This window comes from Prosthecobacter sp., assembly GCF_029946185.1.
Taxonomy (GTDB): Bacteria; Verrucomicrobiota; Verrucomicrobiia; order Verrucomicrobiales; family Verrucomicrobiaceae; genus Prosthecobacter.
Genome location: NZ_JAQSEA010000233.1, coordinates 1 through 20073 on the forward strand (window position 1 = coordinate 1; position 20073 = coordinate 20073).

The 20073-nt window shown below is 59.0% G+C and carries 16 protein-coding genes; 4 read left to right on the forward strand and 12 right to left on the reverse strand.

The features are described from left to right. The 3 genes from PSV43_RS19330 to PSV43_RS19340 all read right to left on the reverse strand — a co-directional run. Positions 1-480 (reverse strand): FAD-dependent oxidoreductase (locus tag PSV43_RS19330; protein WP_300201313.1); only part of this gene is annotated, 480 nt, incomplete at its 3' end. A gap of 67 nt (positions 481-547) precedes the next feature. Continuing rightward, positions 548-1522, reverse strand: coding sequence for a PmoA family protein (locus PSV43_RS19335; RefSeq protein WP_300201316.1), 975 nt, complete (start codon positions 1520-1522; stop codon positions 548-550). A 47-nt stretch (positions 1523-1569) separates the two neighbouring features. Further along, positions 1570-2403 (reverse strand): TatD family hydrolase, encoded by an 834-nt coding sequence (locus PSV43_RS19340; RefSeq protein ID WP_300201319.1) that lies wholly within the window; start codon positions 2401-2403, stop codon positions 1570-1572. A gap of 45 nt (positions 2404-2448) precedes the next feature. Here PSV43_RS19340 and PSV43_RS19345 point away from each other — a divergent pair, with 45 nt between their 5' ends. Together PSV43_RS19345 and PSV43_RS19350 are read left to right on the forward strand one after the other, a co-directional pair. Next, entirely contained in the window at positions 2449-3927 is a 1479-nt protein-coding gene (locus PSV43_RS19345; RefSeq protein WP_300201322.1) for a hypothetical protein, read from the forward strand. Positions 3928-4172: 245 nt separating this feature from the next. Then, positions 4173-4898: an MIP/aquaporin family protein gene (locus tag PSV43_RS19350; protein WP_300201325.1), complete on the forward strand. Its 726-nt coding sequence runs from the start codon at positions 4173-4175 to the stop codon at positions 4896-4898. A 1-nt stretch (position 4899) separates the two neighbouring features. Here PSV43_RS19350 and ppk1 read toward each other — a convergent pair whose 3' ends face one another. The 4 genes from ppk1 to PSV43_RS19370 all read right to left on the reverse strand — a co-directional run bounded on the left by ppk1 (position 4900) and on the right by PSV43_RS19370 (position 10965). Next, positions 4900-7053 (reverse strand): polyphosphate kinase 1, encoded by a 2154-nt coding sequence (ppk1, locus tag PSV43_RS19355; protein WP_300201328.1) that lies wholly within the window; start codon positions 7051-7053, stop codon positions 4900-4902. Continuing rightward, positions 7028-8584, reverse strand: a complete 1557-nt coding sequence (locus PSV43_RS19360) for a hypothetical protein (protein WP_300201331.1) — start codon at positions 8582-8584, stop codon at positions 7028-7030. Before PSV43_RS19360 ends, ppk1 begins: the two co-directional genes overlap by 26 nt. 32 nt (positions 8585-8616) lie before the next feature. Continuing rightward, positions 8617-9642, reverse strand: a complete 1026-nt coding sequence (locus PSV43_RS19365; RefSeq protein WP_300201333.1) for an ROK family protein — start codon at positions 9640-9642, stop codon at positions 8617-8619. 72 nt (positions 9643-9714) lie between these two features. Then, positions 9715-10965 carry an acetylxylan esterase gene (locus PSV43_RS19370; protein WP_300201336.1) on the reverse strand — a complete coding sequence of 417 codons (1251 nt, stop codon included), beginning with the start codon at positions 10963-10965 and terminating at the stop codon, positions 9715-9717. An 80-nt stretch (positions 10966-11045) separates the two neighbouring features. On the opposite strand from PSV43_RS19370, the gene PSV43_RS19375 reads away from it, so the two are divergent. Further along, complete coding sequence (locus PSV43_RS19375; RefSeq protein WP_300201339.1) at positions 11046-12407, forward strand: CPBP family intramembrane glutamic endopeptidase; 1362 nt, start codon at positions 11046-11048, stop codon at positions 12405-12407. Between the two features lie 71 nt (positions 12408-12478). Here PSV43_RS19375 and PSV43_RS19380 read toward each other — a convergent pair whose 3' ends face one another. The 4 genes from PSV43_RS19380 to PSV43_RS19395 all read right to left on the reverse strand — a co-directional run bounded on the left by PSV43_RS19380 (position 12479) and on the right by PSV43_RS19395 (position 16802). Beyond that, on the reverse strand, positions 12479-13804 hold the full coding sequence (locus PSV43_RS19380) for an ammonium transporter (protein WP_345784678.1): 1326 nt from the start codon (positions 13802-13804) through the stop codon (positions 12479-12481). Positions 13805-14103: 299 nt separating this feature from the next. Continuing rightward, positions 14104-15309, reverse strand: a complete 1206-nt coding sequence (locus PSV43_RS19385) for an ammonium transporter (protein ID WP_345784679.1) — start codon at positions 15307-15309, stop codon at positions 14104-14106. A 465-nt stretch (positions 15310-15774) separates the two neighbouring features. Then, on the reverse strand, positions 15775-16302 hold the full coding sequence (locus PSV43_RS19390; RefSeq protein WP_300201348.1) for a hypothetical protein: 528 nt from the start codon (positions 16300-16302) through the stop codon (positions 15775-15777). Between the two features lie 26 nt (positions 16303-16328). Beyond that, positions 16329-16802: a plastocyanin/azurin family copper-binding protein gene (locus PSV43_RS19395; RefSeq protein ID WP_300201351.1), complete on the reverse strand. Its 474-nt coding sequence runs from the start codon at positions 16800-16802 to the stop codon at positions 16329-16331. Between the two features lie 142 nt (positions 16803-16944). Between PSV43_RS19395 and PSV43_RS19400 the strand changes: the two genes are divergently transcribed. Beyond that, complete coding sequence (locus PSV43_RS19400; protein ID WP_300201354.1) at positions 16945-18303, forward strand: DUF1552 domain-containing protein; 1359 nt, start codon at positions 16945-16947, stop codon at positions 18301-18303. Positions 18304-18329: 26 nt separating this feature from the next. On the opposite strand, the gene PSV43_RS19405 is transcribed toward PSV43_RS19400, so the two are convergent. Beyond that, entirely contained in the window at positions 18330-19706 is a 1377-nt protein-coding gene (locus tag PSV43_RS19405; protein ID WP_300201357.1) for a hypothetical protein, read from the reverse strand. Positions 19707-20073: the final 367 nt, after the last annotated feature.

Genomic DNA, 20073 nt, shown 5'->3' on the forward strand with positions numbered 1-20073 from the left:
CGCCTTCAGATCGCCTTCATAGGTGGCGTCGATGAATTGCCTACCGCTGTAAGTGGTGCCGTCAGTCGTGGTCAGGCTGGTGATGCGCGCGCCTTCCTGTGTGATCGATTTGAGTGACTGCGCTGTCACCACTTTGACACCTGCTTCTTTGAGCATGGTCTGGAAGGCGATCATGTTCACGCTTGGTGCCGCATACCACATGGGGGTATTTGGCTTCACGGCAGCAGCGCGGGTGAAGAATTCGCGCGGGAAGCCGCCGATGGTGTCTTCTTTGCCAACGTCCGAGCGGCAGAGTCCGCCGGTGACCATGCCGCCGATCCATTTCGTGGGCTCAATGACCACCACGGACGCACCCTCACGGGCAGCGGTGACGCCCGCGCTCAGTCCAGCGGGAGTGCCACCGTAAACGACGAGATCAAAATCTGCTGCAGCGAGGGATGAGGCAAGGCCAAGAAGGAGGAGCAGTCGGTAAAAAAGCATGAGGCGAAAAAAGAGCAGGCAGCAGTGCCATGCATCTCTTTTCGCCTCGTCTTTTCAATCGGTGTGCTTACTGCTTGGCGAAGGCCTCGTAGGCTTCAGCGACCTTGCCTTCCTTCTCATCGCCCATGTGGAAGAAGAAGAGGTGGCGCAGGAAGGTGTATTCACCCTTCTTGAGTTCATAGGCTCCGTCAGGTGCATTTTTATCGAGCGACTTGGTGCCGAAGGGGTTGGCGGTGAACAGGCCGTAGGTGCGGACGTGCCACGGTGTGGGGAAGCGGAAGCTGGACGGATGATTTAGCATGGCGACGCCGACGTGCTCGCCACCGACGATGCCGTAATAGTCGCACCACTTTGCGCGTTTGGCCCAAGCATCTGCATCGGTGTGGCCTTCACTGTTGATGATGTGACCACTGCCCTTTGTATTCTTGCCCATCTCGACAGCCATCTCAGTGGGAACGCGGATGCTGAGGCCTGCGTCTTTTTTGTCCTCAAAATTGACGGTGCCTTCGGTGGCTGTGAGGATCTGCTTCATCTCGATGCTGCGGGTGCCTTCGCCTACACGGAAGATCATGGTGCGCTCTTCTTCGAGGTATTTTTTGCCCTTGGGATCAAGGTAGTCGATGATGGAGACAAGCACGGCGGAGTCAGCCTTGGCTTCGAGGGTCTTGAATTCACGGTGTTTCTCGCTGCCCAGGTTGGCAAGGCGTGCCGCGTTTTTGACGGGGTCGCCAAAGGTGCTCGCCTCAGCCCAGGACTGCACGCCGTTGATGCCCTCGCTGCCAAAGCAGATACCGCGATGGTGGGGATGGTCATGCTGCTCGCCTTCGATGGTCTTCATCGGGTAGTTGCGTGTCATCTGTTTGCCCGTGGGGCCAAAGACAGGTGCGAGATACGGCTTGTTGGCCTGATCGACGATGTATTCAGCAAAGACCTGACCATCGACTGTCACGACAGCTCCGCCTGAGGCAGTTTTTTCGACGGCGAATTGAGCGGCGCTGGCAACGGAGGCAAGCAGGAGGGATGCGGCTAGGAGCAGTTTCATGGTTATAGCAGTGAACGTGGGAAAGATTGGAATGCTTTCGGCTGAGATCAATCCCAGCCGTGGAAGAATTGGAGTGCGGTCTGGCTCGTGTCGGCGGCAACCTTCTCGATTGCCTCACCGCGCAGGGCGGCTATGGCGCGTGCGGTGTCCGCGACGTAGGCGGGTTCGCAGCGTTTGCCGCGATTGGGCACTGGCGCGAGGTAGGGGGCATCGGTTTCGATCATGTAACTGCCAGCAGGCACGAGACGCGCCGTTTCGGCAATGAGACCGGCGTTTTTAAAACTAACGATGCCGGTGAAGGAAATGAGGTGGCCGCGCTCCAGCAGCGGCTGCGCCTGCTCCAGCGTGCCGGTGAAGCAGTGAAACACGCCACGGAGGCGATCACTGAAGGGCAGGACGAGAGCAGTGAGATCTTCCCAGCTTTCGCGATTGTGCAGGATCACGTTCAGCTTCAGCTCGGCTGCGAGCTCGAGCTGCGCGGTGAGCACCCTGGCCTGATGCTCTTTCCAGTCATCAAGGGTGAAGCCAGCCGGCGGTGCATGAAAGTAATCGAGGCCGATTTCGCCGATGGCGCAGACCTTGGGATGTTGCGCCAGTTCACGCAGTTCGCTGATCCAACCGTCTCCGCTGACCGAATCCGCATCACAGGGGTGTATGCCCACCGCCACACGCACATCGGGTTCATTCTCGGCGATGGCGAGGAGTTTGCGGGCGTTTTCGAGATCGGTGGCAGGTGCCACCATACGCGTGACGCCCGCAGCGCGTGCGCGTGCCAGCACGGCGGGAAGGTCGCCGTCGAATTGTTTGCTGCCGAGGTGGGTGTGCGTGTCGAAAAACATGCACTGCGCCTTCGCATCTGTGAACCGTGTGTCAAGCGTCACGAATTGTCCTTTCCTCGTGCGCCGCATTCATGGTAAACCACACGCATGTCTTTCCGCCGGTTGCTTTTGGTTTTGTTATGCCTGCCAGTGTTTCTATGCGCTGCGCCGGAAGATTACTTTGGCATTCATGTCATCGATGAAAGCACGGGTCGCGGTGTTCCGCTGGTCACGCTGAAAACGACCAATCACATCGCGCTGACGACGGATAGCGCGGGTTGGATCGCCTTCAACGAGCCTGGGCTAATGAACCGTGAGGTGTACTTTAGCATCGTGGGGCCGGGGTATTCATTGCCGAAGGATGGGTTTGGCTTTGTTGGCGTGCGCCTCACGCCCGTGGCAGGAAAGTCGGGGGAGGTGAAGGTGCTGCGCACCACCATTGCGGAGCGTGTGTGCCGGCTGACAGGGCAGGGGATTTACCGCGACAGCAACTTGCTGGGGCATGAGCCTCCTTTGCCGAGACCCAATCTGTTTGCGGATGTCATGGGTCAGGACTCGGTGCAGGTCGTGCCGTGGAAGGGGCGCTACTTCTGGATTTTTGGAGACACGAATCGCCCCAACTATCCGCTGGGCAATTTTCACTCCACGGCAGCATGGAGCGATGCGCCGGACAAAGGCGGGCTCGATCCCCAGCACGGCATCCACTTTGAATACATCACCGATGAAAACGGAGCTGTGGCAAAGATGATGCCGGTGGAGGAGCCGGGCGCCGTATGGCTCTTCGGCATGCACACGGTGATGGATGCCGCGAACAAGGAGCATCTCATGGCGCATTACTCACGCTGGCGTGATCTGGGCAAACGGCTGGAGCATGGGCTGGCGGAGCTGAATGAAGCAACCGGGCGCTTTCAGCGGCTCAAGGTGCTGGGGGATGAATTTGACTGGCAGCACCCGCAGGGCAATGCCGTGCGAGTCAAGGGTGCGGACGGCGACTGGATTTACTTTTCGACGCCCTTCTGCCGCACACGGGTGAAGGCGAATTATGAATCGGTTCAGAATACGTCCGCCTATGAGTCGCTGGCATGGTCAGAGGAGCATGGAGACTATGTCTGGCAGCAGGCTCATAAACCGACGACGCAGATGGATGAGGAGAACCTCATCACCGACAAGAAAATGCCTGCGGAAAAAGCACGCGTGCAGGTGGTGGATGCGCAGACGGGCAAACCTGTCTATCTGCATGCCGGCAGCGTGCACTGGAACAAACACCGCGAACGCTGGGTCATGATCGCGCTGCAGCACGGGGGTGGGGTTTCCTATCTCGGTGAGGTCTGGTATGCGGAGGCCAAGCAGATCGAAGGCCCTTGGGGCAAGGCGGTGAAAATAGCCACGCATCCGAGATACAGCTTCTACAACCCCAGCCACCACGCCTTTTTCGACCAGCAGGATGGGCGCATCATCTACTTCCAAGGCACCTATGCTGAAACGTTTTCCGGCAACCCCGTTGCGACGCCGCGGTATGACTACAACCAGATCATGTATCGTCTCGATCTGGACGACGAGAGAGTGAAGGCAGCGCGTGAGGACTGAGCACGCGTCAGGGACTTATGGCTGAGAACAGTGCGGTCGGAGTTGGTCTAGGCATGACGCGTGCAGTGTGTATTCTTTGCTGACGATGCTGGGTTCGAATTTCTTCCTGACCATCGCGCTGAATTATGTGTCTCCCGTGGGCGCGACCTCATGAGGTGGGCTGGGGCGGCTGAATCTCCATGCTTGCTCTTTTTGACACGTCCCGATAGCCTGCGAGGAAATTCAACCAATTCAGCACCATCCCTATGTCCGCTTATCTTGCAGAACTCCTCGGTACAATGATTCTGGTTTTCCTTGGAGACGGCGTCGTTGCAAATGTGCTGCTCAAGCAGACGAAGGGCAATAATGGAGGGTGGATTGTCATCACCGTCGGCTGGGGGCTGGCCGTGGCGATGGCGGTTTATTGCACGAATGCCATCAGCGGCGCGCATTTGAATCCCGCCGTGACTCTGGGTTTGGCCTCCATCGGTAAATTCGGATGGGATCTGGTTCCTGGCTACATCGCCGCGCAGGTGGCAGGCGGATTTCTCGGCGGTGTGCTCGTCTGGCTGGCCTATCTGCCGCACTGGGCGGTGACACCGTCAGCAGGTGACAAACTCGGCGTCTTCAGCACTGGCCCGGCGATCCGGCATAACGTGAGCAATTTGATCTGCGAAGCCCTCGGCACCGCCATGCTGATGTTCGGTCTGCTGGCGATTCTGTCTCCTGCCAATCTGGTGCCTAACTCTGGCTGGGACAAAGGATTCGCCCCCGCCATCGTCGGCATGCTCGTAGGGGCGATTGGCCTGTCCCTCGGCGGCCCCACCGGCTACGCCATCAATCCCGCACGGGACCTCGGTCCAAGGCTCGCGCATTTCTTCCTCCCGATTGCCGGCAAAGGTGGCTCGGATTGGGGCTACGCATGGATTCCCATCGTCGGCCCGATCATTGGCGGCATTGCCGGGGCGCTGCTTTACAAGGCGGTGTGGTAGGTTACTTCGGCGTATGCGGAACCAGCACATCCGGTGATTCATTCGCCAGTCGCGCACGCTTGGCTATTTCGCGGGCAAATTGGTCCTGGGAGCGGCGTGCTTTGGAGGCGGTGACCTGTGGGAGGTGCCAGGTGCCGTCGGATTTGAGGATGCGACCACGGGCGGTGTCGGCGAAGTGAATTTCGAGAATGCGCAGCAGGCGTTTGCGCGCCTCACGGTCTTCGACTGGAGTGAGAAGTTCCACGCGCTTCGAGAGATTGCGGTTCATGAAGTCAGCGCTGGCGATGAAGACGGCGGGCTTGCCACCCTGGCGGAACCAGAAGATGCGGGCGTGCTCCAAATAACGGTCGATGATGCTGACGACGCTGATGTTTTCACTGATGCCTTTGATGCCCGGGCGCAGGCAGCAGATGCCGCGTACATTGAGGCGGATTTTTACGCCTGCCTGGGAGGCTTCATAGAGTGCCTCGATCATCTTGCGATCTTCGAGGGCGTTCATCTTGAGCATGATCTCGGCGGCCTCTCCCTGGCGGGCGCGTTCGGTTTCGCTGCGGATCAGCGAGTGCAGGCGCTCACGCAGGCCGTAGGGAGCCATGCTGAGTTTGTTGAAATGCACGAAGCGTGAGCGGCCGGTGACGGTGTTGAAAAACGCGGAGGCGTCAGCGCCATAATCAGCACGGCAGGTGAGCAGGCTGATGTCGGTGTAGAGCTTGGAGGTGGCCTCGTTGTAGTTGCCGGTGCCGAAGTGCATGTAGCGTGTCATGTGGCCGGATTCGCGGCGCATGACGAGGCAGACCTTGGCATGTGTTTTCAAACCGGCGACGCCGTAGATGATCTGCGCGCCGGCGTTGATGAGGTCGTTTGCCCGTTCGAGGTTGCGGGCTTCATCGAAGCGCGCTTTCAACTCCACCAGCACGGTGACGTGCTTGCCGGCCTGCGCGGCACGGATGAGCGCGGAGATGATGCGGCTGTTTTTGGCGGTGCGGTAGAGAATCTGTTTGATCGCGATGACGTTCGGATCCGCTGCGGCTTCTTCGACCAAGGCGAGAACGGGCTCAAAGCTTTCATACGGGTGATGCAGCAGGATGTCCCCCCGTTTGATCGCATCAAAGAGGCTCTCGCCGGGAGTGATGGCCGTGGTGGGATAGCTGTCCCAGGGCTCGACCTTGAGTTCCTCGAAACCTGAGATGCCGGCGATTTGAAAGAAGGCGCGCAGATCGAGTTCGCCGGGAATGTCATAAATCTGAGCGGTCCGGGCACCGCAAAGATCGCGGATGATGCGGGTGTGCTCGCGCGAGGCACCAGCTTCGATTTCGATGCGAATGGCGGGGCTTTTCAGACGCTTTTCCAGCACCTCTTCCATTTCGCTCGCGAGGTCGAAAGCGCTTTCGTCATCCACGGTGATGTCCGTGTTGCGGCTGACGCGGAAGCGGGCGGGGGCGGATACTTTTTCAGCGGGAAAAAACTCGCCGATGAACAGAGCGACGACGTCTTCGAGGTTCACATAAAGGTGCTGGCCGCCTTCGGTGTCCGGCACCAGCACATGGCGTGGCAGATTGGCGGGCAGGGGCAGCAGCACATGGCGCACTTCCGTTTCATCGCTGTCACCGCCGGTCACGGTGCAGAGCAGCACGATGTTCAGCGCTGGAATGGCGGCGCGGGAACTGGTGTCGTCCGCCACAACGGGAGAAAGCACGGGAAAAATATGCTCATCAAAATATTCACGCAGCAGTGTACGCTGGGCGGGGGTTAGTTCGGTGTTCAGGAGGCGGCGGATGCCCTTCTCGTTCATCAGCGGTACAAGCTGCTGCTGCAGGATATTGTACTGCCGCGCCACAAAGGCGGCGGCCTGCTGGTGCACCTGCTCCCATTGCTGCGTGGGGGTGAGTCCGGCACTGTCGCGCACGCGCAGGCCCTGCTCACGCAGCAACTGCAGCCCGCCGATGCGGACCATGAAAAACTCATCGAGGTTCGATGCGGTGATGGCGAGAAACTTGACGCGTTCGAGCACGGGGAGATCCGTGCGCGCTGCCTCGTCCAGGACACGTGAGTTGAAGGCAAGCCAGCTCAGCTCCCGGTTGATGAAATGCTCCTCGGTCAGTCGCAACTGCGGCGGTGCGGGTGATGCTTCAGGATTTGGCGAGAATGATGTCATAACCGTAAATTTCGCGGAAGAGGCCGCACTTCATATCAATGGCGATCTGTTCGACCGTGGTGTCATCCGCTCCCTGCGTCATGACGTTGAGCCGGGTGCCTTCGGGGCGGATCTGGATGGATTTGATGCGCTGCGCATGGCTCCGGTCGAGAGCGTCTGCAAGACGGAGCAGGGCGGCAAGCTTGAGCACGATCATGCGCTCTTCGCGAGTGAGGTCGGAGAAGTGCGGGTGGTTTGGCTCGGGATTGTAGCGGCGGTGATAGCGTGCGAGCAGGGCCACCATTCCACGGTCGTGCGAACTGAGACCAAAGATCTCGGTATGCATCAGGATGTAGAGGCTGTGCTTGTGATGCTCACGCGGACTGATGAACATGCCGACTTCATGCAGCGTGGCCGCGACACGGAGGACGAGTTCATATTTGAGGTCCAAACCATGCAGATGCTGCAGCTCGCGGAAGAGCTGACGGGAGAAATTGGCGACGTGGTCCGCGTGTTTGCGGTCGGTCTTGTAGCGCAGGCCGATCTCACATGCGGCCTGCATGACTTCCTCCTGGAAAATCGCGGTGCGCGAGCCGGAGGTCATCAGATCAAGCATGAGTTCGAGCTGAAAGTCGCCTTCGGGCACCCAAAGCGAATCATCGCCAAAACGACGGGCGAGCGCAAGATTGGTCTGCAGCGCCGGGATGATGCCTTCGCCACCGGTGTAATGTACGTGCAGCTCGCGCACGAGTTCATCGGGGTTCAGACGTGCCAGCTTGTCAGTGAGGCGGGCGAGATCATCCTCCAGCACACGGTGTGCGCCGTGGCGCGCCTTGCCAAGCCGGGGGGCGACGCTTTGAATCTCTGTGCCGATGGCGACGTGGTTGTCGATCTTCACGTTGGAATAATCCTGCGCGAGGTGATCTACGACGCCACGGATGTGCTCCTCCAGATGCACCATCTGCTGGCGCGCCTCGTCATCTGGCGTGGCGATGGCTTCGCGGGCGCGGAAAATGCCGAGGCGGTAGTTGCTGTAGGCAGCGAGGCGGCCCTGCTGGAAATAGATCGCACGGGTGTTTCCGGGGCCGATGTGGGTGACAAAGGTGTTCCCTTTGGCGAGCAGCGGATTCTTCAGCAGCATGCGCTGGGCGATCTGATAGACGAGCCGAGTCATGTTGCCGTCGTCAATGAGGCTGGGGGCGACGCCGCTGTGTACCTGGAGGCGATTGAGGAAGATCTCGTGATTGACGGCTTCCGCGAGAATGTTGGAGGTGAAGACACGCAACTGCGAAGACGGGATGCCGTACTCACGCATCGTCTGAAGATAATCGCGGAGAATAGCCGCCGCCTGATCGACGGTGTTGCGCGAGATGCTGCGTGCGCGGAAAATATCACGCGCGACGGGCAGCGGCCGGTCCAGGCTTTCAATGCGGGTGAACTGGCCCTTGTCATCCTTCCGACCAATGACGAGCGAAACTGAAGCCGCGCCAACATAGATGACGGCATGCTCCGGTGGTGGATTGAGCGGGACAGGTGGAGTCACTTCACTCATGAGATGGATGCGTGATGAAGCATGTGCAGCGGTTATTTAGCGGTATTCCGCATCCATGCCACCGCCCCAGTGGCCACGGCCTGCCCGCCGAGCTTGGCGAGTGAGTATTTGATGCCACGGGCAAGTTCCGGGATGGCGTAGTGCTCGACCTCCTCCTTGAGCAGGTTCAGGTAGAGTTCCGGCAGTTCTTCAACCAAACCACCGCCAAGTGTGATGCGGTCTGGGGCCAGCAGATTGACGACCGTGGCGACTCCCATGCCCAAATAGCGGATGGAGTTGCGAAACATGATGATGGCAGCGTTCTCACCGCCTCGGAAAGCGCTGGCGAGAGCCTTGCTGCGGATGTTGCGGAGAGCGCCCTGAGTTTTTTTATCGAGATCAGCAAGCTGACCGCGATAGCAGGCCAGACCCGCCTGCGAGGCGAGCGCGAGACGGCTGGTGAGGTCTTCCAGAGTCACTGTGCCAAACACCGGACTGCCGATGTGGGTGCCTGGCAGCAGCAGATTGCCCAGCTCCATGGCGGAAATGCCGCGGCCCATGACCAGCTGGCCGTTATAGACGAAGCCCGCCCCGACACCCGTGCCGGGAAACACGCCCAGCAGCGAACGCGCGCCTTTGCCAGCACCCAGCACATACTCGCCATAGGTTCCGGCATCGACGTCGTTCAGCACCGTGATAGGGCATTTGAACTGGTTTTGCAGCAGCTTGCGCAGCGCCATATTCGTCCAGCCTAGATTTGGCGCAAAAATGAGGATGCCTTTGTCGGGATTCACCAGGCCGGGACAGCCGATGCCGATGCCCTGCAGCCCCTTGGGATCCACGCCGGCCTCTGCAATCGCCTCGTGGATGGCTTTGATGATTTTGTTGCGGCCCTTGGCGGCACCGTCGGAGCCATTGGTGGATTTGCGAGAGGAACCGAGTACGTTGTAGTTCGCATCCAGCACCGAAGCCATCATCTTCGTGCCGCCCAGATCAAAGCCGATCCAGAAGGGCTCATCGATGGTTTTTTTGGACGGCTTCTTGGCGACGGATTTGGTTTTCGCTTTTTTGGCGGGCATGGCGTGAGAAAGGCTGGCTCAAGACACACGGGCTTTCGCATGCGGCAAGCAACAATGTGAACTGGGGCTTGGTTACTTCGCCCAATGCCTTGCGGCAAAATCCAAGTACTGTGTCCAGTCGAAATCAGTGACGTCGTGTTTACCGGTGCGGACGTGGTAGCCAATGAAATCGCCGACAGGGGTATCGATGGCGGGGTGTGCATCCACGACGACTCCCTTTTTGTCGAAGAGGGCGTAAACCGGGCTGGCAAATTTGCCGGAGAGAAACTCGCCTTTTTGATCAGCCCAGTGATCTTCAGCGGCGCTGGCGATGTAGATGGGGCGTGGTGCCGCAAGGGCGATGAGCATGTGCATGTCCACAGGGCAGGCGGCTGCGTTGCCCGCATAGTCTGCGTAATTCGGAGTGAACCAGTGCGGGAAGGCCTTGGTGATGATGGCGGTGGTTTCGCCGAAGTCGCGCCGCATGAGGGCGGCACCGCCCTCACCGGAATCATTCGAAATGACGACGCCGAAGCGTGTGTCCTGCGCACCGGCCCAGAGGGAGGTTTTGCCAAGACGTGAGTGGCCGATGACGGCGAGGTGTTTACCGTCAGTCTGCGCGTCTGTCTGCAGGTAGTCGGCGATGCGGCTGAGACCCCATGACCATGCGCCAATGGCTCCCCATTCACCCGCTTTCCAGACCGTGTTTGCTCCCTCCTTGCTGACGGCGGCACGGAGGCTTTCCTTCCAGCCGTCGGCGCGGTCGGGTTCGATGTCGCCATAGTAGGCGGTGGCCACGGCGAAACCGCGTTTGAGGATCATTTCCAGAGGCCAGCGACTGCTTTCGGTGCCACGCGTAGCCTCGGTGGCATGGTGATCGACAATGTGCTTCTCCTTGCTCTCACGCATCCAGCGAGTGCTGAGCGGGACATCGGCCTCGGTGCTGACGGCATGATTGCCGCCGAAGCTGAGACCGACAAAACATGGCGCAGCCTTGACGGCATTGGGCGTGTAGAGCATCACATCCATGCCGGGCCATGCCGGGTGGTTTGGCAGAGAAATATGGATGAATTTGCGGGTGGCGAGGCCGCCCAGCGCGTCTGATTTTGTGGCAGTGACTTCAAACTTTGGGGTGCCGATGTCGGCGGGAGTCTTGCCATAGACGTGGTCTTCGAAAAGTTTGAGGATTTCGGGGCGGCGCTTGTTCGTCCAGGCATCGGCGGTGGTGAGTTTCAAATCAGGCAGCGGATCGCTGCCGACTTTGGCTTCATCGTAGTTCACGCCGGGTCTTGGGCTTTGGGCCAGGGCGGAGGCAGCGAGCAGGAAAAAGAGGGAGGTTCTCATGGTTGGAGAAGACTGAACGAGGCTGGAGAACCGAATTGTGCGTGCCATTGCTGATCAGGCGATGTTTGATCGCCGTAATTATGAATGACTCCGCTGTACCACCGCCGCTGCCTGCATTGAAACCTGAGCTGTCTCCGCGCTATTCGCGGCTGGGGGCCGCGCTGGCAGTGTGTGTGATCATCTCCTGCGTGGTGTTTGTCGTGCGCATGCAGTCAACTCACCGTGCGGATTGTGGTGACGAGGTGCGTCCGAATCGCATGCTGGAACTGATGGCGCGCTATACGGTGGGAGTGAAGGAACTGCTGCGGAGCATGCAGCAATCCGATGTAGAACTCACGCAGACGGTGCTGCAGGACTTCACCCAATTTTCTCGCACGAACGAAGATGCCCTGCGGCTGCTGATTTTGAAGGGATGGCTGATGGATGAATGGCCCGCTGCGGCTGACCTTGATGTTTTAGCGGCAAAGAATGCGGACTTGCAGGCGGATGTGGTGACGCTGCAGCTGATGAAAGCGATGAACGGCGAGGTGCCGGATGAGGCCTGGAAAAAACTGCGGCAGCGGCACGGCTGGATGGCAGAACTGGCCCGTGCGCAAACGGCGAATGATGCGGCAAGGCGGGTTGTTGCGCAGCAAGGCATAGGAACGGCGGTAGTTTTGATCAGCGTCAGTTTGCTGGGAATGTGCGCGGCGGCGTGCGGTCTGGCATTGCTGGTTTGGGGCATCACGCGCTGGCGCAGCGGAAAGCTATGCCTGACCTTGGCGTTGCGCAGCCGTGCGGAGGGCGGTGTGCTGCTGGAGGGATTTGCGATTTTCCTGGCCCTGTTTTTGTTTCCGCCTTGGCTGCTGCGTTTGCTGTCTGTGCCATTGCCGGGCTGGGCTGCTTACGGCCCTGCCTTGATCGCTCTGTTCATCGGCATGGCGTGGCCGCGAGTGCGTGGCATGCAGCGTTCTCAGTGGCGCGAGGCGCTGGGCCTGCATCGGGGACAGGGCCTATGGCGCGAGATGGGGGTGGGTGTATTGTGCTGGCTGGCGTCATTGCCGCTGCTGGTGCTGGGCATGATTGCGGCATCGTGGATCATGAAACTCACGGGCGAGTTTCCCTCGCATCCGATTGTGGAAGTTTTTGCGGGCAATGGCTGGGCGAAGTTTGGCGCGGTCCTGCTGGCGGTGGTATGGGCGCCGATTTCGGAGGAAATCATCTTCCGTGGGCTGCTGTTTCCCGGCTTGTCCTCACGGCTGCGCTGGCTGCCGGGCGCGGTGCTGGGCGCATTTGTGTTTGCCGTGATCCACCCGCAGGGCTGGGCGGGTGTGCCAGCCATCATGGTGCTGGCATGCTCTTTTTCTTTTCTGCGCATGTGGCGGCGTAGCTTGATCGCGCCGATGACGGCACATGCGCTGAACAACGGGATCATGTGCGCGGTGATGTTGCTGCTGTGGTGAGAAAAGGGCATGAAAAAACCGGGCTGATTGCTCAGCCCGGTTTGGGTTAACAGGCACTCGCCCTGCTGTGATTAATGTTCGTAGCCTGCTTCGCCGTGTTCAGCGAGGTCGAGACCGATGCTTTCGACTTCAGGATCAGGACGAAGGCCGACGAGAACCTTGACGATGATAGTGATGACCAGTGTGGCAGCGACGCTCCAGGCAATGGTGAGGCCGACGGCTTTGAGCTGCTCACCCAGGAGGCCGGGAAGCAGACCTTCGATGCCCGGATTGGCTTCCTTGCTGGCAAACACACCCGTGAGGATGGCACCCATGGTTCCACCGATGCCGTGGATGCCGAAGGTGTCGAGAGCGTCATCATAGCCGAAAATCTTTTTGAGATAGGCAACGGCGAGGAAGGGGACGATGCCGGCAGCCACACCCATGATCATGGCCGAGTTTGCGGTGACGAAGCCTGCCGCAGGAGTGATGACCACAAGACCAGCAACGATGCCCGAGCAGAAGCCGAGGACAGAAGGCTTGCCTTTGAGGATCCATTCGGTGACAGCCCAGACGAAACCGGCGGTGGCTGCCGCGAGCGTGGTGGTCATGAAGGCGTTGGCGGCGATACCGTCAGCACCGAGGGCGGAACCTGCATTGAAACCATACCAGCCGACCCAGAGCATGCCGGTGCCGATTGCGCAAAGCACCATGCTGTGGGGTGCCATGGGTTCTTTGCCGTAACCTTTGCGTTTGCCAAGCAGGATGCAGAGCACGAGCGCGCTCCAGCCGGAGGTCATGTGAACGACTGTGCCGCCCGCGAAGTCGAGGGCTTTGATGGAGGCATTCGGATTCAACGGACCGCACATGAAGCCTGTGCCGCTCCAAACCATGTGGGCGAAGGGGAAATAAACGGCGAACATCCACAGGGTCACGAAGACCAGCACCGAGATGAACTTCATGCGCTCGGCGATGGCACCGACGATCAGTGCAGGGGTGATGATGGCAAAGCTGAGCTGGAACATGCACCACATGGCGTCAGAGATCCACCAGAAGCCAGCGCCGGAAGCGTAAGGAGATACGCCTTCGAGCATCTTCATGGAGAAATCGCCGACGTAGGCATTGCCCGCTCCAAAGGACAGGCTGTATCCGCAGGCCCACCACAGGATGGTGACGAGACCAGCGATGCCCATGCACTGGGCGATGACGGAGAGCACGTTTTTCTTGCGGACGAGGCCGCCGTAGAAAAGGGCGAGGCCGGGAAGAGTCATGAAGATCACCAGCGCAGTGCTGACCATCTGCCAGGCATTGTGACCCGGGCCAGGACCCGCGATGTTGGACTTCCATGTGTTGGTGCCCTCCTCACCAGGCTTGCCATTGGTCACGTATTTTTCCAAGTCGAAAACACGTTGTTCCATCGTGGCCGCAGCAGGCTCGGCCGCAGGTGCCGGAGCAGCATCTTGGGCAAGGAGGTCCCCGCTACAAAAAACGGATGTGACGAGAAGACCGCACACGAGGGTGCGCCATGATGACAGATGTCGAGTCATTGAGTGAGAGGTGTGGATGGGTGGTTGGCCGTCTTCAGCACCGTCTGGCGGTGCAGAAAGGCGGATATGTCACTGAAAGCAAACTGCGTGCCAACATTAAAAAAAACTCCCCGGCCGCAGAGCGTGCCGGGGAGTTAGGGAGTTGATAAAACTGTGCTGGCTAACCCAGATTAGTGATTGGCCTGGAAGTCGGGGTAGGCCACGTTGCCGTGTTCCCCGATGTCGAGACCTTCGATTTCTTCCTCAGGGCTGACACGAAGTCCCATGATGATCTTCAGGATCAGGAACAGGACGAAGGCGAACACGAAGGTGAACACTCCGTAAGCGGCGACACCCTTGAGCTGGCTCATGAGCTGAGGCATCCCGGCCTTGGCACCGAAGATGCCGACAGCCAGCGTGCCCCAGATACCGCAGACAAGGTGGACGGAAACGGCACCCACTGGATCGTCGATCTTGATCTTGTCGAAGAACAGAACCGAGACGACAACGAGCACACCAGCGATCGCGCCAATGTAGATGGAGCTTGCTGCGGCCATTTGGTCAGCGCCAGCGGTGATGCCGACGAGACCTGCGAGGATGCCGTTGAGTGCCATGGAGAGGTCAGGCTTCTTGAGCAGGATGACTGAGGCGAGGGCTGCGGCAACACCACCAGCAGCAGCGGCGAGGCAGGTGGTCACCAGTGTGAGGGACACGAGGGCCGGATCAGCCGAAAGGACAGAGCCGCCGTTGAATCCGAACCAGCCGAGCCAGAGAAGGAAGACACCAATCGTGGCGAGAGGCATGCTGTGACCAAGGATGGGCTTGCTTTTGCCGCCGGGGAGGTATTTGCCGAGACGTGGCCCGAGGAGCAGGATGCCAGCGAGGGCACCCCAGCCACCCACGGAGTGGACGAGCGTGGAACCCGCAAAGTCGTAGAAAGGAGTTTCGAGGCGGTTCAGCCAGCCATTGCCCCACTTCCAGCTGCCTGCGATCGGGTAGGCGATCGCCACGAAGAGGATGGAGAACACCATGAAGGTGCCGAGTTTCACACGCTCTGCAACGGCACCAGAAACGATGGTGGCGGCAGTGGCGGCGAACATGGCCTGGAAGAGGAAGTCAGTCCAGTAAGTGTAACCCACGTTGTAGGCGGAGGTGAGACCATCTGCGGCAGGGGCGACGCCGAAGCCGGCGAATTTGAACCAGAACTGGGAATCACCATCCGCGAATCCAGGATACATCAGGTTGAAGCCGCACAGCGCATAGGTCAGGAGGCCGATGCAGGGAATGAGCGTGTTCTTGAACAGAATGTTCACCGTGTTCTTGGACTGGGTCAGGCCGGACTCAACACACGCGAAACCAAGATGCATGATGAACACCAGAGCGGCGGCGATCATCATCCAAAGATTGTTGGTGGTGAAGAGTTCTACCGAAGGGCCTGCAGCAGCCTCGGGAGCAGCTGGGGCGGCCTCGGCGGCTACAGCTGGTGCTGGAGCGGGGGCCGGCGCCGGAGCGGGGGCTGGTGCTACAGCAGCGGGTGCCGGAGCTGGTGGCGCCGCATCCTGAGCACGGACTTCGCCGAGGCTGAATGCGAGTGAGGTGACGGCAGCCATTGCCGTGATGGCAAGACCGCTCCAGATTCGTGTGGGTGTGTATTTGAGCATAAGTCGGTGATTGGATTGAACTCCGATGCGAGTGCTGAGCATTGCGCGTGCCAACTCTGGCATTGATTCAGCTGGGTGGCGGTCCGCTGCCGATTTATGGGGTGTTTGAATTGGGCCTCCTACGCAGGCATAAAGCACAAAAAAGCGGACGGTTAACCCGTCCGCTCTGGTGTGAGAATAATTCTCGTTCGAAGATTTGGCTTACTTGGCGAACGGACTGAGAACGATCTTTTTGAACTCTTCCGCCAGCTTGCTGATGGCGTCCTTGGGTCCCGTTAGTTTCACAAAGATGTTCGACTCTCCGGCAGGCACAATGGCGGCGATGAGGGTGTAGTTCTCACGCGGAGTTTTGGCTCCCATGGGGGGACCGTCATTGTAGGTGCCGGTGGCGGTCACCAGTGTGATCTTGGTGCCGTTGGCATCCAGCTCTTCGCGCTTTGATTCAGGCGTACCCTGAAACTGTCCCAGCCAGCGTTTCACGTTGGCTTCGGTGTCGCCACCGCCACCAGGGCCTGGGAAGCTGTAAAACACGGCTTCAACCGGCTTCTCGGCTCCTTCCACCTTGGCGGTCAGTGTTCCTGCGCGGAACATGCCCGTGCTTTGGATTTCGGCCCAAGGAGTGGCGAACTTGAAGGTGAGCCCGTTGACTTCGAGTTTGCCCTCCTCGCCACGAACGATGGACGTGAGCGAGAGCAGGGCAATGAACGTTGGAATGAGGAGGTGTTTCATGAGGGAGCGCTAAATGAAGGAACAAATTACTTGGTGACGTGCATCACACCGCGCATCAGCATCCAGTGGCCGGGGAAGGTGCAGATGTAAGGGTAGTCACCAGCTTCGGCAGGTGCGGTGAACTCAATGGTCTCGCTCTGGTTTGGCTGCACGAGCTTGGTGTTGGCCACGATGTCAGGCTTTGCGGCTTCGGGGATGTAGCTTTTCGCCATGCCCTGAGGATCGGCGAGCATGGCGTTGGCGAGGGCGCCCACGGCGTCCATTTTACCTGGCTTCAGCAGCAGGAAATTATGGGGCTGTGGCAGCACGCCACCGGAGTTGTTGAGCGTGAGCTTCACCTTCTGACCTGCGGTGACGCTGAGTTCGGTCTTATCGTAGCTGAGCGGCGACGCTGGATTTGCGCTGGGCTTAAGTTCGATGACGGCGACGCTGGCATCCTGGGCAAAGCCAGTGATGGCAAGGGAAGCGATGGAAATGATTAGGAGCCGGATGTTTTTCATGTTTTTGGTGTGGGGATTGACGGGGGAAGTGTAATCGGGCCGTGTCGCTCCGGAATTTCAACTACTTTCGTGACGGTTAAGCCTACAATGCTACAGTTTGGCACGAAAGTTTCTTGCCCTTACTGACGTATTCACAATGTATATGAACGAGTTTCGTGAAACATCTCTCGCAGCACATTCACTCAGCCGCCGTCAGGTTTTGAGGGGGCTGGGATCGATGATTACCCTGCCGCTGCTGGAATCATTCGGTTCGCGTGCGTTTGCTGTGACCAAACCAGCGGCCAAGCCCATGCGTGCCGCATGGATGTACATTCCCAACGGTGTGAATGTGGAGCAATGGATGCCCACGGGTGAGGGCGCGGGCTACCAGCTTTCGCCTTCGTTGATGCAGATCGAGAAACATCGCAATGATTTCATGGTGGTCTCGGGACTGATGCAGGATTTCGCCCGCAGCCATGGCAATGGCGGTGGTGACCATGCACGTGCAACAGCGACATTTCTCACCGGCTGCATGCCAAAGAAAACGGCAGGGGCCGATATTCACGTCGGTGTCTCGGTGGATCAGATCGCGGCACAAAAAATCGGCCATCTCACACGATTGCCATCGCTGGAGTTGAGCACCGATGGGCAGCGCAGTTCGGGCAAGTGCGATTCCGGCTATTCCTGCGCCTACCAGTTTAATCTGGCATGGAAAAACGAGACCATGCCGATGGCTCCTGAAATGGACCCCCGCCTGGTGTTTGAGCGCATGTTTGGCATCGGTGCCTCGGCTGGAACGGGGCCTGAAGCGGCGCGTGCCAAGCGCATGCAGAAAAGCATTCTCGACACGGTGCTGGACGAAGCAAAAAGCCTGCAGGGCAAGGTGGATGCCGGTGATCGCCGCAAACTGGACGAATATTTTTCCGCGGTGCGGGATATTGAACTGCGCATTGAGCGCGCGGAGAAGTTTTCCTCGCAGATGCCGGATGTCAAAATCCCGGCAGGCATCCCGGATTCCTACGAGGAGCATATCCGCACCATGTTTGACCTGATGGTGCTGGCGTTTCAGACGGACACGACGCGCCTTTCGACTTTCATGCTGGCCCATGACGGCAGCAATCGCAGCTTCCCTGAACTCGGCGTGCCGGACGCACATCATTCACTGTCACATCACCAGAGCGATCCGCAGAAGTTGGCCAAGATTGCGAAGATCGACCAGTTCTATCTGCGGCAGTTCGGTTACTTCCTCGACAAGATGAAATCGGTGAAGGAAGGCGACAGTACGCTGCTGGACAACTCGATGATCGTTTTCGGCGGTGGCATCGGAGATGGCAACCGTCATAATCACGACAACCTGCCGATCCTGCTGGCAGGGCGTGCCGGTGGCACTTTCACGCCGGGCAAACGCATGGTTCTGCCGGGCGAAACACCGATGACGAATCTTTACCTCTCAATGCTGGATCGTCTCGGCGTGCCTGCTGAGAAGGTGGGAGACAGCACGGGCAAGCTGGAAGTCAGCTGAGTTCAGGCGCTGCGTCTTTTTTGACTTCAGCGCCCTCCGGGAATGGGCCGCTTGATCGTGTCAGGCAGGCCTGGCGTGGATTTGCGGATGCCTGGAGGAGGCATGTTATTGGATGGAGCGCCGGATTTGCCACGGCTCCCATTCTTAGAAATGCCTGCCGGCAGCTCTTCGGGGTCAGAGGTTTTCTGTGCCGTTGAAAAGGTTTTGGGAGTCATCGGCAGGGAATACCAATGCATCTGCGGGACCGCGCTGAGTTCAACCCACTGCTGTGAGCCAAGCTTCTTCCATTCCAGCTCCACCACAGCCCACACATGGGTTTCCCATGGCATGCGGTTGCGCAGTTCCTGGGCGAGTTGAGAGTCCTTGTCGATGAAGACGGATCCTTGGAAGGAATTGGGCGGGGCTGGGCTCACACGGAAAGCATCTTTACGATCCACGTTGGGCACGCCGTCTTCGAAGTAATGATGGCGGATGATGCCGACATGAAAACAGGCCTTGCCGGGCATGTATGTTTGGAAGAATTTTTCCAACATACGGTCTTTGAATTCCACAAAGGCGACCCAGTCCACCTTAAAGCCGTCCTCCTTCTCCTCCAGCATGACCGGAACTGAAAACTCCCAGGTTTTGTTTTCCAAGCTGAGGATGCAGTGTTTGCCGGAACCGAGCTCGGGGTTGGGGTCCATGCGGACAAACTGAATGCGGTCCACCAAGATGGGGCCATCCGGCGCATGCGCATAATAGCGCTCCATGTGGGGTTTCATGACGTCGGCGCCGAGTGTGTATTTCAGACGTTCTTCGAGGGATTTCGAGAAGAGGAAGTTTTTGAGCGCTTCAACGGCAGGCCGGGCCGCAGCCGGGACATCTTCTTCCTCGATGGTGTGTGACTGAGCCAGAGAGGTGGGCGAGGCCGTCGGGCCAGCAGAGGACTCTGCATTCATCGCAGGTTTGGCAGGGACTTCGAGAAGGGTGCCAGCAGGCGGCACGGGTGTGCCAGCCATCGGCAGGGTGCTGGCTGTGGGCGGTGGGTGGGACGGAATGGCTTTGGCGATCCGCTCCTCAGTTGCACCAGATTCCACCTTCAAGGGCGTTGTTTCTTGAGGATCAAAGCCGACTGTGATTGGAGTTGGCTTGGTCCGGTCCTCGGAAGGGGATGAAGGAATCTGGGCTAACTTTTCAGTGATCGTTTGATTGGAATGCGTGCCGTGATCTTCCTTGGAAGTTTCTTCAGTCACATCATTGCCCGTTAGGATGGGGAGCAGCCCAGGGAGATAGTCCTTCAAAAGAAATCCGACGAGACCAAGAAATCCGAGGAGGAAGGTGGCGGCGAATGCGAGCCTGATGAAATTGGTCCCGCGCGGTGCCCTGAGCGTGGCAATGCTCCTTCCGGGTGGAATCGGGGCCATGTATGCAGCCGAGGATGGGTCCTGCCCGAGGGGGCCGCCCAGACTGAGTGATGGGGCAGCCGATGAAAGGAGCGGTTGTGTGACTGGCGTCAATGGGGCGGGTGACACATCTCTGCCGAGAAGTGACGTGCCTTGCAGATTGTGGAGCATGCCAGGCATGCCGCCGGCACCACCCATGGGGGCCATGGTTGGCAAAGCTGGCGCACCAGGAATGAAGCGTGATTGATTGGGCTGTCCGCTTCCCGAGAGCCCGGAGGCCAAATCGTACGAAGCTGATGATGGCATTGCTGCGGATGATGCCGGAGTCGAAGCCCAAGGTGCCTGGCCTGCGGGAGCATTGAGTGTGGTGCTGAGCGGCGGCTGGCCG